The sequence below is a fragment of the Salmonella sp. A1325 genome (assembly GCF_056991255.1).
In genome coordinates, this window is sequence record NZ_JAMLWO010000005.1 from 191303 (window position 1) to 208819 (window position 17517).

At 42.0% G+C, this 17517-nt stretch carries 14 protein-coding genes; all 14 read right to left on the reverse strand.

All coding sequences use genetic code 11. The features are described from left to right. Window positions 1-7: 7 nt before the first annotated feature. Complete coding sequence (locus tag NAZ64_RS12245) at window positions 8-1204, reverse strand: glycosyltransferase family 4 protein (RefSeq protein WP_220569797.1); 1197 nt, start codon at window positions 1202-1204, stop codon at window positions 8-10. Then, window positions 1204-2349, reverse strand: a complete 1146-nt coding sequence (gene wecB, locus NAZ64_RS12250; RefSeq protein WP_088759373.1) for a non-hydrolyzing UDP-N-acetylglucosamine 2-epimerase — start codon at window positions 2347-2349, stop codon at window positions 1204-1206. Before wecB ends, NAZ64_RS12245 begins: the two co-directional genes overlap by 1 nt. Beyond that, a complete protein-coding gene (locus NAZ64_RS12255) occupies window positions 2333-3208 on the reverse strand; it encodes a dTDP-4-dehydrorhamnose reductase family protein (RefSeq protein ID WP_134944700.1) in 876 nt (291 codons plus the stop codon). Before NAZ64_RS12255 ends, wecB begins: the two co-directional genes overlap by 17 nt. Further along, on the reverse strand, window positions 3201-4232 hold the full coding sequence (locus tag NAZ64_RS12260; protein WP_079795485.1) for a polysaccharide biosynthesis protein: 1032 nt from the start codon (window positions 4230-4232) through the stop codon (window positions 3201-3203). Before NAZ64_RS12260 ends, NAZ64_RS12255 begins: the two co-directional genes overlap by 8 nt. 12 nt (window positions 4233-4244) lie before the next feature. Continuing rightward, on the reverse strand, window positions 4245-5339 hold the full coding sequence (locus NAZ64_RS12265) for a glycosyltransferase (RefSeq protein WP_088758713.1): 1095 nt from the start codon (window positions 5337-5339) through the stop codon (window positions 4245-4247). A gap of 144 nt (window positions 5340-5483) precedes the next feature. Then, entirely contained in the window at window positions 5484-6773 is a 1290-nt protein-coding gene (gene wzy, locus NAZ64_RS12270; protein ID WP_350405007.1) for an oligosaccharide repeat unit polymerase, read from the reverse strand. Beyond that, a complete protein-coding gene (locus NAZ64_RS12275; RefSeq protein WP_220569796.1) occupies window positions 6691-7944 on the reverse strand; it encodes a lipopolysaccharide biosynthesis protein in 1254 nt (417 codons plus the stop codon). The genes wzy and NAZ64_RS12275 overlap by 83 nt, the downstream gene beginning before the upstream one ends. Window positions 7945-7973: 29 nt before the next feature. Continuing rightward, a complete protein-coding gene (gene cpsG, locus NAZ64_RS12280) occupies window positions 7974-9341 on the reverse strand; it encodes a colanic acid biosynthesis phosphomannomutase CpsG (protein WP_483640940.1) in 1368 nt (455 codons plus the stop codon). A gap of 110 nt (window positions 9342-9451) precedes the next feature. Then, window positions 9452-10888 carry a mannose-1-phosphate guanyltransferase gene (gene cpsB / locus NAZ64_RS12285; RefSeq protein ID WP_220569794.1) on the reverse strand — a complete coding sequence of 479 codons (1437 nt, stop codon included), beginning with the start codon at window positions 10886-10888 and terminating at the stop codon, window positions 9452-9454. Window positions 10889-11047: 159 nt separating this feature from the next. Beyond that, window positions 11048-12184 (reverse strand): glycosyltransferase family 4 protein, encoded by a 1137-nt coding sequence (locus tag NAZ64_RS12290; RefSeq protein WP_220569793.1) that lies wholly within the window; start codon window positions 12182-12184, stop codon window positions 11048-11050. A gap of 335 nt (window positions 12185-12519) precedes the next feature. Further along, window positions 12520-13413, reverse strand: a complete 894-nt coding sequence (gene galF / locus NAZ64_RS12295; protein ID WP_000981469.1) for a GalU regulator GalF — start codon at window positions 13411-13413, stop codon at window positions 12520-12522. 177 nt (window positions 13414-13590) lie between these two features. Beyond that, window positions 13591-14994 (reverse strand): colanic acid biosynthesis protein WcaM, encoded by a 1404-nt coding sequence (wcaM, locus tag NAZ64_RS12300; RefSeq protein ID WP_220569792.1) that lies wholly within the window; start codon window positions 14992-14994, stop codon window positions 13591-13593. 10 nt (window positions 14995-15004) lie between these two features. Next, the gene (gene wcaL / locus NAZ64_RS12305; protein ID WP_079981905.1) at window positions 15005-16225 is read right to left on the reverse strand and encodes a colanic acid biosynthesis glycosyltransferase WcaL; all 1221 of its coding nucleotides are present in this window, start codon (window positions 16223-16225) and stop codon (window positions 15005-15007) included. Continuing rightward, window positions 16222-17502, reverse strand: a complete 1281-nt coding sequence (gene wcaK / locus NAZ64_RS12310; RefSeq protein WP_131046429.1) for a colanic acid biosynthesis pyruvyl transferase WcaK — start codon at window positions 17500-17502, stop codon at window positions 16222-16224. The genes wcaL and wcaK overlap by 4 nt, the downstream gene beginning before the upstream one ends. Between the last annotated feature and the right edge of the window lie 15 nt (window positions 17503-17517).

The window sequence follows — 17517 nt, forward strand, 5'->3', positions numbered from 1 at the left end:
ATAAAAATTACTGTAGCCGTAATACAATATGTTCAGCTGCAAACTCTACAGAAAATAGTTCGTGTAAAAGTGAACAACCATTTTCCCCCATTTTTTTTCGGAGGAGGGCATCATTAGCTAATATAACTGCTGAATCCAATAAACTCTGGTCATCCCCATTGATATGTACATAACCTGAGTGAGATTTTTCGATAATTTGCTTTAAGTCATTTCCATCATTAACGCTGCCTAAGATTGGCAATTTATTGGCCATATATCCAAGAAGTTTTCCCGGAAAGTTATGTACTGAATGATTTTTTGCTAAACTAAATAACCCGACATGAACGATTCTTAATAAGGATGAATATTCATGCTGGCTGATTGCTGGTAAGTACGTACAATTTTTCAGGGAGTGGGTTTTAATAAAACTCTTAACCAATTCAACCTCATCACCCTGCCCTATAAAAAGAAAATGAACATTATCAAATGTCTTCATTCTCAATGCAAGTCGCATTAAATTACCCATATCTTGGGCATGGCCAATATTACCACCATAAAAAAATATAATTTTTTTAGATAATGAATGCTGTTTGAGTATTTTACTTGGCCGAATTGAATCGCAGTTTTTCAGATTAGCCCAATTATATAGTACACAAACATTAGAAAACTCGGGATAAAGTTTCAAAAACAATTCTTTGTTTTTTTGTGACATAACTCCGATATAATCGGCAGATTTATAATTTAATTTTTCAAAGAACCTGAAATATTTATCCGTAAACCCACCACTCCGAATTATTCCCTGATCAATAAGCCATTGTGGAAATGAATCCCTTAAAATCAAGTACGATTTACAATGCCAATAATTTTTTATTTTTTTGACTAGCGGACCAAAAAAAATTGAAGGTGAATAATAAACCACCCCATCAATTTTTTTATTTTTAATTACAGTTGATAAGTGACGCCAAGCATTTATGGAAAGTAAACTTTCGTTAATCGCACGTTTAAATTTTGATGTATCTTTAACTTTTCCATTGGGAAAGTTAAAAATATCAACGCCATCAAGCTTTATATGAGTGATTTTTTTTACATCAACTCCATTATTTGGGCATATAACTATTGATTCATGCCCTTGTCTTAGAAATTCGCAAGCAAGCTCATGCATCATTTTAGCACTTACGCGTGTACTATTAGGTAGATAATCATCGCAAATTAACACTATCCGCATTATGACTTCTTCCAAACTTTATGATTAACGAAATTTGTATAACTCATGATAATTCGTAGAACCTTAAGTGAGACATTGTCAACAGAATAATCAGAAACGAGATATAAATCACGCTCACATTGTCCACGTTTTTGTTCACGAAGAATTTCTATTGCCTGAAATATACGTTCGCCATTCAAGCCTACAAACATTACAGCCGCCTCTTCAAAGCCTTCAGGCCTTTCATGAACCTCTCGAAGATTAAGCGCAGGAAAGTTTAAAATAGATGATTCTTCAGTAATTGTGCCACTATCAGAGAGCACTACATGAGCATTTTCCTGTAAAGAAATATAATCAAAGAAACCAAAAGGTTTCATAAATCTTATATTACTATTGATAGTAACGTTAAGATTTTTCATTCTATTATGAGTTCTAGGATGTGTTGAAACAATAACAGGCAAAGAATATTTTTCAGATATCGAATTTAATATGTCTATCAGACTAGCTAATTTGTCTAAAGAATCAACGTTTTCTTCCCTGTGAGCACTTACCAGAAAATAACCATCAGCTACTAAATTGAGTTTTTCGAGTGCAGAAGATTTTTTAATATCATTATAATAATAATTTAATACCTCGCGCATGGGACTACCAGTTTTTATAATCTGATCTGCGGGAACACCTTCATGTAATAAATATTCACGAGCTATTTCACTGTAAGTAAGATTAATATCAGAAATGTGATCTACAATTTTTCTATTTATTTCCTCCGGAACTCGATAGTCAAAGCATCGATTCCCTGCCTCCATATGGAAAATTGGAATTTTCCGTCGTTTAGCTGCAATAGCAACAAGAGCACTATTTGTATCACCAAGAATCAGAAGTGCTTCTGGAGTAATCTTTTCAAAGATCTTATCAGCCTCAATGATTACATTACCAATTGTTTCAGCTGCAGTACAACCTGCCGCGTTAAGAAAATAATCGGGTTTTCTAATCTTAAGTTCGCGAAAAAATATCTCATTTAATTCATAGTCATAGTTTTGACCAGTATGTACAATTGTATGATCTGTATATTGGTCTAATACAGACATCACTCGAGATAATCTAATAATCTCTGGCCGAGTTCCAACTACAGTAACTACTTTTATTTTTTTATCTGAAATATTCATTGTATTCATTATTCATTTTCTCAATTAATTCTGACCAACACAAAGGTACAAAGTTCGTTTCTCTACGAAATAAGGATGAATCAAGGCTACGATCAATAACCAGTTCAGTAGATTCTATAATCTTAATATTATGGCAATATTGTTTTTTAATTAAGCCTAATAACTCATATTTATTAATCGGCGCAACACTTAAGTGTCTTAACCCGATACAGCTTTCATTAGGTAATATATATTTGTGAATAACCTCGGCTACATACACAGTGGGTAATCCAGAAAAAATTGCTTTTGAATAGCCATGAACCGTATGATTTTGGGACAAAAACCAATCAACTAAACTATGGTTACTTGAAATTTCATGTCCTATAATAGAAGTACGCAATGTCAAATGACCATCATAGTCAATTTCACCAAGTTGTTTACTTTTACCATATAAATCAGAAGCATCAGGTATATCCGTTTCACAATAGGAACCTTGTCTTCCACTGAACACACAATCGGTCGAAAAATGGATTAGCTTTGCATTATGCCTAGAACAGATTTGTGCCAACTGATGAGGTAATAGCGAATTAACAGAGATTGATACCAAATAATCTTTAGCAGCATTAAGCTGTTTTATAATCCCTACGCAATTAAAAACATAATCCGGATGAAATTCAGCTATAATTTTATTAATTACGTCTAAATTATAAAATTCAACATTACTAATTGTATTTGTGAATCCTTGTTTGGAAATTTTTAACTTTGCCTCATCATTTCTTACCGTGCCTAATACATCATATTCAGAAAGTTTCGAATAAAAGCGCAATAAAGAACTGCCCAACATCCCATTGGCACCAATAATTAGAATTTTCTTAGACATCTGAATCAGCCTTATTACCCGATTCAATTTTATTGATATAAGTAAGCTTACGTAATAATACAATCATCTCATCTTTACTTAAACGATAAGTATTATGAGAGTTATAATCCTCGACCTTTTCTACGTCCTTATTACCTTTCTCAAAATATTTTTCATAATTAAGATCACGATTATCACAAGGAATCCTGTAATAATTGCCTTGGTCTTGTGCAACTAACATCTCCTCACGACTACAGAGCACCTCATACAATTTTTCCCCATGTCTTGTACCAATAATATTTATTGGATGCTTAGGTGATTGTATAACCTCAAGAATTGCTTGCGTTAAGACTTCAATCGTTGCTGCCGGTGATTTTTGAACAAAAATGTCACCATTGCTACCATGAGTGAAAGCATGCAGAACAAGATCAACAGCATCATCTAAACTCATCATAAAACGCGTCATATTGGGATCCGTAATGGTAATTGGTTTGCCACTTAAAATTTGGTTTATAAAAAGCGGTATTACCGAGCCACGTGAGGCCATGACATTTCCATAGCGCGTAGCACATATCACCATTCCATCAGGAGCATTTCTGGATTTAGCAACAATAACTTTCTCCATCATCGCTTTTGATGTGCCCATAGCATTAATGGGATAAACAGCCTTATCAGTACTTAAGCAAACTATACGTGAAACTTTATTAGCAATTGCTGCTTCTAAAACATTATCAGTCCCAATTATATTTGTTTTAACAGCCTCCATCGGGTAAAATTCACATGACGGTACTTGCTTCAATGCTGCTGCATGATAGATAAAATCAACTCCTCTTGTTGCAGCTAATATGCTATTATAATCGCGAACATCGCCAATGTAAAATTTAAGCTTACTACTGGCGTATTTTTTCCTCATATCATCTTGTTTTTTTTCATCACGAGAAAAAATACGAATTTCCTTGATATCAGTTTCCAAAAACCGATTTAAAATAGCATTACCGAAAGAACCAGTTCCACCAGTTATTAATAATGTAGAATTCTTAAACATTTTTTACCTTTATTAAATTAGATCAAAAAAACGCGGCCAAGAAGAAAAATTCTTATTCTCATAAGGCCTAATTTGTGAATAAGATTTGTTTTTTAGTACATCATAGATTGCGTTAGCCCAATCATTTTCATCATTGTATTTAGCAAAAACTCCCCCTTCGTATTTGTTAAGGACATCCCGTGCATATGGCAAATCACTACATACAATCCATTTACCTAAGATGGCGGCTTCTATTAACGGTAATCCATATGATTCTATATAACTAGGAAATACAACCAGTGATGCACTGAGGTATTTTTTTTGCAATTCGAGATAAGATATCACGCCTAAATATTCTATATTAGTTGATAGTTCATTCTCACAAACATAACGATCAAATAATTTATACTGCCCTCTACTAAAAGTAACCTGAAACTTAATATCCTTCATACCATATTGTTTTTTTAGCAAAATTAAGCTTTTAAGAATAATCATATGATTTTTATAGCTTAATGCTGTCGCTGGATACAACAATGTATTTTTTAATATTTTCTCATTATTAATCCTAGTTTCAAACAACTTAATATCTGGTCTTAAAACAATAACTTGCTTTACATTTAATTTTTGGCATCGGTTTAAAAGGCTACTTTTCATCCACTCTGTTTGAACCACAAAAATAGACTGATTATTTATAAACTTAAAAATAAATATAGCATAAAACTTTTTGTATAGAAATAATTTAAAATTATTTAGAGTAAGCTCTTTGAAAAAGAAGTCGAAATTACTAAAGGGTATAGGTTGATGAAGATAAATAATCTGTGGATAAGGTACATTCATGCTTGAATTTTGTAGACAAATAACTTTTTTAACTCTAAGTGACTCTCTTTTTATAAAATTATTCAATCCCCTCCAATCCCAATAAATTCTTTTCAGCCAACCTTTAGGTGCTGTCTTAACATAAGTAATATTTTGATAATTAGGTAAATCCAAGATAGAGGGTACGAATATAATAAAATTATTTTCATTAATTGATGCTTGATCAATAAACTGCCGTAAAATAGTCAATGCCCCGCTTGCTGCTAATGCAGTAGCACTAACGATAACGTACTCTTTTTTTTCATCGAACATTAAATACCTACTATTTTATTACTATACATGCTGTAAGATTATTATCTTTTCATGATAAGGCAGTTAATATTAAAATTGTCTTATATTCATCTATATAAGGATTTTTAACTTATTCAACATTTGAAATACTAACAATTATAATATCTATCTTCGGTTAAATTTGATCCCACCAGTTGCGTAAAAAAATATAGTACTAAATATGTATGGAAAGAATCCTTGTCCAAATACGTTTTCTATACTTACTGTATAAAATGAATAAAAAACAATAAAAAAAAGTAAGATATCATATTGTCCATCATAAGAGGACATAGAATCAAAATATACTTTCGCTATCAAAAACAACATTATAGTAAGTATTGTTAACAGTATAAAGTCAGGCAAACTGGAATTAAACAATATACTGTAATACATAACAATACCAAAATCAGAACTCGTATATGGGTTTAAATCCGGATAAAATGATGCCATGACATTATTATTAAGTATTCTAAAATCTTTATTTATAAAACCTCCAGGTAGTATTGGTCTCAATAAAGATTCCGATTCTTTAAAAACTCTATTTTCTTTTTGATATAGATGCACAACCACATCGTAATTTTCATATGCACCTAAAGAAACAGGATTCATTGATAGCCTGGATGTTAGCTGCTCAACTCCCTGGTAATAACTCAAAGGAGCAACATCATTCCCACGAATTTCGTTTTTTAATACAAAGGCATACTGATATACCCAGCCACCAAAAAAAATAATAAACAGGGGTAATAATAAAATGATTTTTTTATTTTTTAGCCGATATCGAGCGTACATTTCTAAAAAAAATAGTATAAGAAGGAAGCTTGTCCACCCCTGAAGTATTTTAAAAAAAACAAACAATAGTATATTTGTTGTAAATAGAATATCGCCTTTGTAAGAGAAATTTTTATTCATTCGGAAATATAGAAAAAATAAATATATAAAAGGCTCTGGTTTTAGAAAAGAAAATAAAGGACTGTAAATCGAAGTTGTAATTTCGTTAGCATTAGTAGTTACTTTTCCTACTCCCGTTGTTACTAAAAAAAATATTTGCGCTATTAATAAAAACAAAAATATCTTATTGATTCTTCTCTTATTAAAAATCACACTGATATTTTTATTAAATTTAAGTCTAAAGCTTGAAAGCACGAGAAACACGAAGTAGCAAACTATGAACGAGATAATGTTTAACATGCTCAATAGAATAACTTCAACAGTAGATATAGATCGTGTGAATTCTTCTAATTCTCCCGGATAGTTATTTTGCGTTAAGGTCTGAAACATTGATATTAACGCAGATATGATATACAACAGCAAAAAGGAAATGATTAAAGTTCTATTACTTTTCGACACGTAAATATTCTCTTTTGAAATATGGTAGCGCCAGAATACCTGTTTTTTTAAACGCCATATATACCACACTTAAATTCTGCACAGCAATAATAAAGGACACGACGCTACAATATAAAAACACATTTTTATTTTCTAAAAATTGGATTCCCGTAAATGAAGCTATCAAAAGTATGAATGAAATAAAAGTTATCCACATAAGCGATATACCGTGTCCTGTGTGGCTTAACAGAAAATCGCAAGGTCCTGTAGCAGCGTTGACAATTTGCCCTACCGCAAAAATCATCAATATAAACCACGAATACTGATAATCTGCACCAAAAATCATACCTATCAACCAATAACCTAAAACGAGCAACGATAGCAGCGTTAAGAGACTTACCACAAATGAAAAGTTACAGCTATAATAAATTTCTTTTTGTAATAACTTTTTATCGTGAATTAATAAAGGTATACGACTAGCAGCTATTGCGCGCACTGATAATGTTGAGAAACTCAATAGTGCTGCTAACCTTATTGCTAGACCATATTGAGCGACTATGGAAGAATCAAAATTCTTAGAGACAACCCACAGATCAACTTGGGAGAATAGATATATGACAACAGTTGATAAATAGATTGGAAGAATTTTATTAAATATAATTTCATCTTCCTGAGAAATATCAATCACATATACTTTATTATAACTTGACTGCCACTGATAATAATTCATCACTAATGAAATCAATAATGATATCAAATATAATATTAAGACACTTGTATCATGGCCAAGTAATTTATTAGATGCAAGTAAAATTATAAATAATAATGTATTTACACCACCATTATATAACTGAGATGCTATGTATAGACCATTTCCTTTCATTAACTCTGTTAGCACACTGCTTAATCCACTAATAACAGTAGCTAAAAACAATAGACATACGCCTTCAATCTCAAAGGTTTCATTCAACCCCCACAATACAACGACCGTTATAGGTATAGATATATATAACTTTTTAATAATTTCTTTATAAATACTTGAGGGTCGAATTTTCTTAGCCGCTAAGATATTTAGGAATGGGCTCATACCTAACAAAAATACTTGTGTCAAAAATGTTGTGTAGCTAACAAAAAGGAAAAAGGCACTTACAGTACTTTTGTCATATACTCGAACAATTATGACGCTTAAGACCATTGATATTAGTGAAACACCTATCCTTGCAAAAAATGAACTTGATTGTTGCAAGTATCTATTTAACATATTTTTCTTATACAAATTTATAATTGAATTCATTGTAATAGAGACTTAATATGATAAGTCATCGATTCCATCAGCGGAATATCGCCGCGTGATTCCACATTCAGGCGCACCACCGGTTCGGTGTTCGACGAGCGCAGGTTGAAACGCCAGTCGGCGAACGACATGCTGAGGCCGTCCGTGCGGTCCACCGCCTGCGCCTCTTCCGCAAAGTGCGCTTCCACCCGCGCAATGGCCACCGCCGGCTCCGCCAGCCTGCTGTTGATTTCCCCGCTCGCCGGGAACGCCGCCATCCGGTCACGGACCAGTTCACCCAGCGACTGTCCCTTCAGGCACACCAGCTCCGCCACCAGCAGCCACGGGATCATCCCGCTGTCGCAGTAGGCAAAATCACGAAAATAGTGATGCGCGCTCATTTCCCCGCCATAAATGGCATCCTCCGTACGCATCCGCTCCTTGATAAAGGCGTGCCCGGTTTTTGACATCACCGGCGTCCCGCCCGCCGCCGTCACCACTGCCTCCGTGTTCCAGGTCAGGCGCGGGTCGTGGATAATCTTCGCCCCCGGGTGTTTTTCCAGAAACGCTTCCGCCAGCAGCCCGACGATGTAGTACCCCTCGATAAACTGCCCTTTCTCATCGAACAGGAAGCAGCGGTCGAAGTCGCCGTCAAAGGCGATACCCATGTCCGCCCCGTGTTCAATAACGGCCTTGCGGGTGTCGTCGCGACACTCCGGCAGCAACGGGTTGGGAATGCCGTTCGGGAAGGTGCCGTCCGGGGTGTTGTGGATTTTGATGAACTCCACCGGCGCGCCCAGCGCCTTCAGACGTGCTTCGATGGCGTCAATGACCGGCCCCGCCGCGCCGTTGCCGGCGTTAAACACCAGCTTCAGCGGGGTGAGATTGTTAACACTGATATAGCCCAGCAGGTGGTCGATGTAGGCGTCGCGCAGGCTGATTTGTCTGTAGCTGCCGCGCGCGGCCTCGTTCACCGGCGGGAAGTCGCCCGCTTCCGCCAGACGCTGAACGTCGCGCAGACCGGTGTCGCCGCTTATCGGGCGGGCGCCCTCGCGCACCAGCTTCATACCGTTGTAGTCCATCGGATTATGGCTGGCGGTCACTTCAATACCGCCGTCCACGCCGAGGTGGAAGGTGGCGAAGTAAATCTCTTCGGTGCCGGACATACCGATATCCAGCACGTCGACGCCCGCGTCCTGTAACCCTTTCGCCAGCGCCAGCTTCAGCGCCTCGCTGGTCAGGCGCACGTCGCCGCCCAGCACGATGGTTTTCGGTTTTAAATATTCGCCGTAAGCGCGGCCAATCCGCCACGCGATATCTTCATTGAGCTCTTCGCCCAGCCTGCCGCGAATGTCGTAGGCCTTGAAACAGGTTAATTTTGTCATGTGCTTACCCTTCTTCAGGCAACAGTTAGCCCTGACCGTAAATGGCCAACATCGTTATTGTTGTTCATTGCCGGATGGCGCGTTGCGCTTACCGGGCACCGTTGCAGGCGTCAGACCCGCCCGTAACGATCCTCGAACCGCACCACGTCGTCCTCTTCGAGATACGAGCCGGAACGTACTTCAATTAAATCGAGCGGTATTTTTCCCGGATTTTCCAGGCAGTGGGTCGCCCCCAGCGGAATATAGATGGACTCGTTTTCACCGAGCAGCTTAACCTCGCCGTTGATGGTGACTCGGGCGGTCCCCGCCACCACCACCCAGTGCTCGGCGCGGTGATGGTGCATCTGCACCGACAGTCCTTCCCCCGGCTTGACGGTAATGCGCTTCACCTGATAGCGCTCGCCCGCGTCGATGGAGTCGTATTTGCCCCACGGACGGTAAACCTCGCGGTGCATGTGGTGCTCATGGCGTCCGTCGGCCTTGATCTTCTCCACCACCTTTTTCACGTCCTGCACCGCGTGGCGATCGGCAATCAGCACGGCGTCTTTGGTCTGCACCACCACCAGATCCTTCACGCCGACGGTGGTCACCAGGCCGGATTCGGCGTAAACGTAGCTGTTTTCCGTTTTATGGCTGATGACGTCGCCGTGGTGGACGTTTCCCTCCGGGGTGTGGGCGCTGATTTCCCACAGCGAGGACCACGAGCCGACATCGCTCCAGCCCGCGTCCATTGGCATCACCACCGCGTCCGCCGTCCGTTCCATCACCGCGTAGTCAATGGACTCTTCCGGACAGGCGAGGAAGGCCTCTTCATCCACACGAATGAAATCAAGATCCGGATCGACGCCGCGCATCGCCTGTTCACAGGCGGCCAGAATATCGGGGCGGAACTTTTTCAGTTCTTCCAGATAGCGTCCGGCGCGGAACAGAAACATGCCGCTGTTCCAGTAGTAATCGCCGCTGGCGACGTAGGCCTGAGCGGTTTCCAGCCCCGGCTTCTCAACGAACTGCGCCACCTCAAAAGCCACCGCATCCGTCGCGCCCGGCACGACATCACCGCGCCGGATATAGCCATAGCCGGTTTCCGGCAGATCCGGCACGATACCGAAGGTCACCAGTTTGCCCGCGTCGGCATAGGGCATGGCGCCGCGCACCGCGTCGCGGAAGGCCTCTTCATTTTGAATGATATGGTCAGCAGCCAGAATTAACAATAATGGGTCATGGTCAACGCTATTATTTCTCATAGCAATTGTCGCAAGCGCTATTGCAGGAGCGGTATTACGGCCAAAGGGCTCAAGTATAATATTACCGGCTAATTTATTTATCTCTCTTAGCTGCTCGGCGACGATAAATCGATGCTGTTCATTACAAATAACAATAGGCTCTTGGCACCTAAGTCCATCTAATCGGTTAATTGTAGCCTGTAGCATAGTAGTTTTACCCTGGAGGCAAAGGAATTGCTTAGGGTATAACTCCCTAGATAGGGGCCATAAGCGACTGCCTATACCTCCGGCCATTACCACCGGGCACAACCGCATATTAGTCATTTAAAACCTTTATTTAGTCTAGTAAAACATAATATTTTTTATGAGAAAGATTTAATACTTAGCTGATAAACTCATCCCTTAAATGAACTATACACGCTATTAGTTACATTAATATAAGCTTCAATAATCGCAGTCTATAAAATGCAAACAATACTTATTTTAAGTTGCAATTAACTTGAAAACCTCATTATAATATTTAACCATTGTTTTATAAAAACAGTTAAAGTTATTTTCTGTGAGGATAATGTTTTCATTATGGATATTTATACCTACACAGGAAAACTTTGTTGCTATTAGAGGAACGCCTAATTTTATAGCCTCTAGATTTTTTATCTTGATACCCGCGCCTGTCACAATTGGCGAAATGCATGCAATACATGTTGAATATAATTCATATAATTCGTCTTCAGAAACTCTACCAACCAAATGAATATTTTTTAAACCTAGGAATTTTTTTCGTGTATTATCGGAAGCAGTTCCTGTTATTATAATTTTTGGCAATAAATCCCAATTTAAGTTTGGCGTTTCGAACATTTTTTTTATTGCAAAACTGTTTGCAGGGAAATCCAGACTTCCTGGAAAAAGGAAAAATGGCTCAGAAAAATTCACTTGCCTGTTAACTTTTCCAGATGTTTTGATATTATTATGATTAATTATAATATTTTTACGGCTGATGTTATATTTTTTCATATACACATTCATATCCTCTTTTGATAAGAATGTATATGTAACATCAACACCCATGTTATTTAATATTCTTCGTTCAATATTTTTTAACAATAAAGACTGAATATAATAATGTGCTTTTTTTATCTTATTCACCTCAGAAACAAACAAACTCAAATAAAAGTCAGACTCTACATTATGAAATGTATAATTTATTTTTATTCTCTTTGACTTTATTATATTCTCTATCCCGCCTAAAAAAATCGACTCTATAGATATTAGCGCTGGTGCTATTTCTTCAATTTTTTCTCCTAAAAAATGATGAAAATCATCATCTTTATACATCATATAATAGGGTTCAGGCATCTTATTTATGCATGACTTCATGTAACAAAAAATTCTGGCAAACCCATGGAGATTATGCTTCGGACTAAATGAATAAAAGCATATATTATTTTCTTTAAAAAAACGGCGAGCATTCTCTTCATTCTGTTTTTTATAATTATAATGGATTACAGTTACATTATTTCCTTTTTCTTGCTCATACAATATTCTGCCTAATGATAATTTACGGCCGCCTGTATCGTCTGGGTAAACAAGATCTAATGTTAAAAATATGATATTTTCCACTACCTTCCTCATCCTCACAGTGGAATGAAATACACGCTACCGCCCCTGGCTCATCAGCTACCAGTGCACTGCGTACATATCGACTTGTTACAAACCTCGCCCAGCAGGGCAAAGCTCACTAAAACTTAAACGCTAATTGTCTTATTAATTGCATCCGGAAACAAGGATTAATCTTATAAAATCAGCATTAAAATGCTCCAGATAACCCCTTGTTACTTAAGTCCTTTATACAAAACTAAAACGGCAGTCAACACTCGTTTCAGCCAACTTGCCGCTTCGAATGTTCACTGCCGTTATTATGTTTATCACCAACCATTTATCACGGTTGTTAATACTTATTCATGCAGAAGCTGCTCTATGCTCTTACGGAACTTCGCTCCTTCTTTCAGGTTGCGCAGCCCGTACTTCACAAATGCCTGCATGTAGCCCATTTTTTTACCGCAGTCATAGCTGTCACCCGTCATCAGCATCGCGTCAACCGACTGTTTTTTCGCCAGTTCAGCAATGGCATCGGTGAGCTGGATGCGGCCCCAGGCGCCCGGTTCGGTTCTTTCCAGTTCCGCCCAGATGTCGGCTGAAAGTACATAACGGCCTACCGCCATCAAATCGGAATCCAGCGTCTGCGGCTGATCCGGTTTTTCGATAAACTCCACAATCCGGCTGACTTTGCCTTCATTATCCAGAGGTTCTTTCGTCTGGATAACGGAATACTCCGATAAATCACCTTTCATGCGCTTCGCCAGCACCTGACTGCGACCCGTTTCATTGAAACGCGCCACCATCGCCGCAAGGTTATAGCGCAGCGGATCGGCGGTAGCATCATCAATAATAATATCCGGGAGTACCACAATGAAAGGGTTATCGCCCACGACCGGACGCGCGCACAGAATAGAGTGCCCCAGCCCTAACGGCTGCGCCTGGCGAACGTTCATAATCGTTACGCCCGGTGGGCAGATAGATTGCACTTCCGCCAAAAGCTGACGCTTAACGCGCTGTTCAAGAAGTGATTCAAGTTCATAAGAGGTGTCGAAGTGGTTCTCAACGGCGTTTTTAGACGCGTGAGTCACCAGTACGATTTCTTTGATCCCTGCAGCCACAATCTCATCGACAATGTACTGAATCATTGGCTTGTCGACGATCGGTAGCATCTCTTTTGGGATTGCCTTGGTGGCAGGCAACATATGCATACCCAAACCCGCTACCGGTATAACTGCTTTCAAATTCATCATTGTTTCTTCCACCTGTAAAATGGTTGCTGAATTATAGCTCTTTAGCTTGTTTTCGCCAGCATGAATTACTCTGCTGCCAGGGATAATGATGGCACGCTCTACATTACGTCTTAGTCGGCACCATAACATTAAGTATGAACAACTTTTTCCCAGGAATTTTCGTAAAAATAGCGGTACTTACCCTCCCCGCTTCGGCAGCGGAAAATTCACCGCTTCGACATTCACGGTTTGGTGATTAATCCTGTCGATATCCACGGAACTCTGCCCGTTTTCATTGATGGCATGAACATTAGCGAGGGAAAGCAGCGTGTCCTGGCGGGCCATAAATTGACCACGGACATCTTTACGCAAATCGAAGCGCATTTTTAACGCCGGGCCAATGACTGAAGTTTGCATCACGTCGATATTACGCAGAAAAAGATGCTGTGGTTGATTATGCAGTTCCAGCGTAGCACGCGTCATCCGTACGTTGGTGATGGCGACAAAAGAGGGGGCGTTACCGGAGGAAATTTGAATGCCGCGTAATTTATAAGCAACCTGGCGATTATCCAACCGAATAGCGTTTAATTTAAAGTTTTGCGGAATTGACAGGTATTTGCCTTTAACGACGCCATAGCCGATGAGCATCCCGGCACTATTCGTCATATCAATATTATCAATGACGAAATTATCACAGCCATAAATTGCGATCGTTGCGTTATCAATACCCGCCTTTTTACTGAAATCTGGCGTGATGTTTTTGGCTTTGACATTGCGAATAACGAAATGTTTGCCATTTTCTACGTGCACCAGCTGTCGGCAATCAGATCCGGTAATATTGGCCACCACAAAGTTTTTTACTGCCTGGTCTTCAGGATAACTATTGTCATAGGTGCTACCCGCCAGCCCGATGCCGATCCCCCAGTTGATTTTGCCATTGGTACAATCAATGCGTTCGATGACATGATCGGAAATCAGGATGTCGCGGTCGTGAATCGCGACATTCCACTCAATGGCGTCCCCCTGCAAATCGCTAAAGCGGCTATGCGTAATCCGCGCGCCGTCCATTTGGTTATGAAATCCCTGGCGGAGAATGGCGTAGTTGGCGTGGGTAACGGTGATGTCATCGATAATGAGATTACGCATCACCTGCGGTTCCTTACCACCAATGAAAATTTGCGCGACGGGGCCAAAGCCGCTCATCGTCACGCCTTTAATCACACAGTCCGACCCGCGAACATCCAGCGTCACATTGTGCAGACTACCGCCCTGCTCCCCCACCACCTGACACCCGTCCTGCAAAATAAACCGTCCCCGGCCATTCCCACGCACCGCGCCCTGTATCCGCAGCGTTTTTCCCGCCGGAATCGTTATCGCCGCATTGATATTTTCACACACCCATCCTGGCGGTACGACCACGGTCTGCCCGTCGCCGAAGGCCTGTTTGAACGAGGCGATACCGTCATCCTCCGGATAATCCTTAATATCGACGGTCTGGCGAGGTTCACGCGCCTGTACCGGCAAGGCGCGTAGAAAAGGGAGAACAGCAAGCGCGGAACCTGCCGTCAGGAGGGTACGTCGGGAGAATTTAGTCGTGGGCATACCACCTCGTTTATATCGTTTGTAGCAGGCTGGCTAACTGGCGATTAATCGCCTGCTGATTAAAATCTTGCGCCACTTTTTCACGGGCGCGCGTGATCACCGACTCCAGCGTGTCGTGGTCAATCCGGCTGAACTCAGCGAGTCGGGCCGCCAGCGCCTGCGCATCGTTTTCCGGCACCAGCCAGCCGGATTTGCCGGCCTCCACCAGTTCCGGAATACCGCTATGCACGGTAGATACCACGGGAATCCCTACCGCCATTGCCTCCATCAGCGCCACCGGAATACCTTCCATATCGCCATCCGTACCGGTAATCGACGGCAGCAAAAAAACATCGGCGTCATCCAGCATCGCCTTCACTTCATGGCTCGGTTTAAACCCCGGCATCTCAATGACATCCTCTAGCTGATACTGCTCAATGAGCGTGCGCAGCCGACGTTCCCACGGGCCAATCCCCAGAATGCGGTAGCGAAACGCCACGCCCTGCGCTTTCAGTTGCCGACAGGCTTCAATCGCCACATGCAGGCCTTTTTTCTCGGTCAGGCGCGCGACGGAAATCATCTCCAGCGGCATCCCTGGCGCTTTCACCGGACGATGAGTAAAACGCGTCATGTCGACGCCCATGCGCGAAACGGCAATCTTTTCCGGCGGGCAGCCCATACTTTTCAGGCGACCGGCCCACAGATCGCTGATGGGCAGCATCAGATCGCCACGACGAAACAACTGCTGATACTCCGGCGTGTAATGCCTGAGCACCTCGCGGCTGGAGATATCAATCCCGTGGAAAATAGTCGCGATTTTGCCGCGAAGCACGCCCAGTTCGCGTAGTTTGGCCGCCGTCACGCCCGCCGGACCAAAGTGCGCGATGAACACATCCGCCACAAAAGGCTGGCTCACCTGCGCGCAAATCGCGGAAAGGATCAAATTGCGTGATTCATCGCCATAGCGGGTAAAATTGAGCGCTTTCCAGGTCGCCGCCCGATGCAGCCCCGGCAGCGTTTTACATGCCCGGTAGCGCAGTTTCGCCAGCCGTCCCTGGGGCTCATCCTGTAACCAGCGGGTTTTCGCCGCCAGGCCATACTTCTCCCAGGCGGCGTGAGTATGTTGGGTATCGCCTTTTTGTAACGCGACAATCTCCACCTCATGGCCCATATCAATAAACGCAGTAATCTGATTCAGCACAAAGGTTTCCGATGAAAGTGGAAATTTCAGCAGAAAAAAGCTGACTTTCATTGTTCCTCCCGAATTCTGTCGAGAACGGATTTGATCATCGTGAACCCTTTCGCCCGCTCCTCGGTGACGGCGTTAGCCACTTTTGCCTTTAGCGCAGGCAATTGATTGAGCGTATCGGCCACCACGCTTTGTAATGAACCGTTCAGCAAGTGACGGATATCAATAGCCAATTCCGCCAGGCCTAGCTGCTGCATAATCCCGGCGGATTTATGTTCATAATTAATGGCGATAGCGGGTGTGCCAAAATTCATGGAGATAATGGCGGAATGCAGGCGCGTCCCGATGGTCAGTACGCAGGATGCGAGGATCTTTCCGATTTCCACGTCATTGAGTTCGTCCATCGCGATATGGAAATGCTCTGAGTCGTTTACATACTTCGCCATCCGTAACGCAACCATCCGGTCATCGCGGTTATAGCGATCGATACTGGTGCAGGTCGACAGCGCCAGTACCTGATAACCGTCCGCAATCAGGCGATTCACGACCTGGGCAAATGCCTGCTCATAGGCCTGCTGAGTGGTGCCCAGGCGTTTATCAAACGGCTCCAGATCGCGCAACGTAATCGCGACGGTTTTGCGGCGCGCGGTGACGTCCAGCCAGTGCTGGACAGCATAACTGGCAACAAACTCGTCGTGACGGCGTTCGACTAACCAGGCGGTATCCACCCCCTGCTCCACTTTCCGGGTATCGATCTGCGCGGCGGTCATCAGATCGCGGCTGACGGTTTCACGCAGGATCAACGCACTGGTGCGTCCAAAAATATAATTGGCGAGCTGGTTAAAGTCAGGGTTCTGGAAAGGGCCGACGCTATGTCCCACCATATAAATTGGTTTGTTCGCCATAAACGCGCACAGCGGATATTCAAAGTGAGTCAAACCGTATAAGTCGACATAGTTTGAACCGCCCACCTGAATGACGGCGTCATACTGCGCAATAAATTGCGCGAATTCGGCAAATTCCGGCGCGATAGCAAAATTACGCAGCGATCCTTCCTGGGCGACTTTAGACAATAAAATTTTATGCTGAAAACGACGGCGTAATACTTTTTTCACCCGACCGTTAAGCCCTGCCGCCGCCTGCTGTTTCTGGCTTAACTGATACAGCGGGTCGGCAATAATCGGGCGCCCCTGCAACCAGGCGGAACTCACCGGGAAACGACTCATTACATCCATTTCCGCCTCTGGCGCCTGTTGACGGATGGCATCAAGCAAACCGCGCATAATGGCGCTATCACCACGGTTGCCGCATGTGTGGTTGCCTAAAATTAATAATTTCATAAATAGCCTCTTATA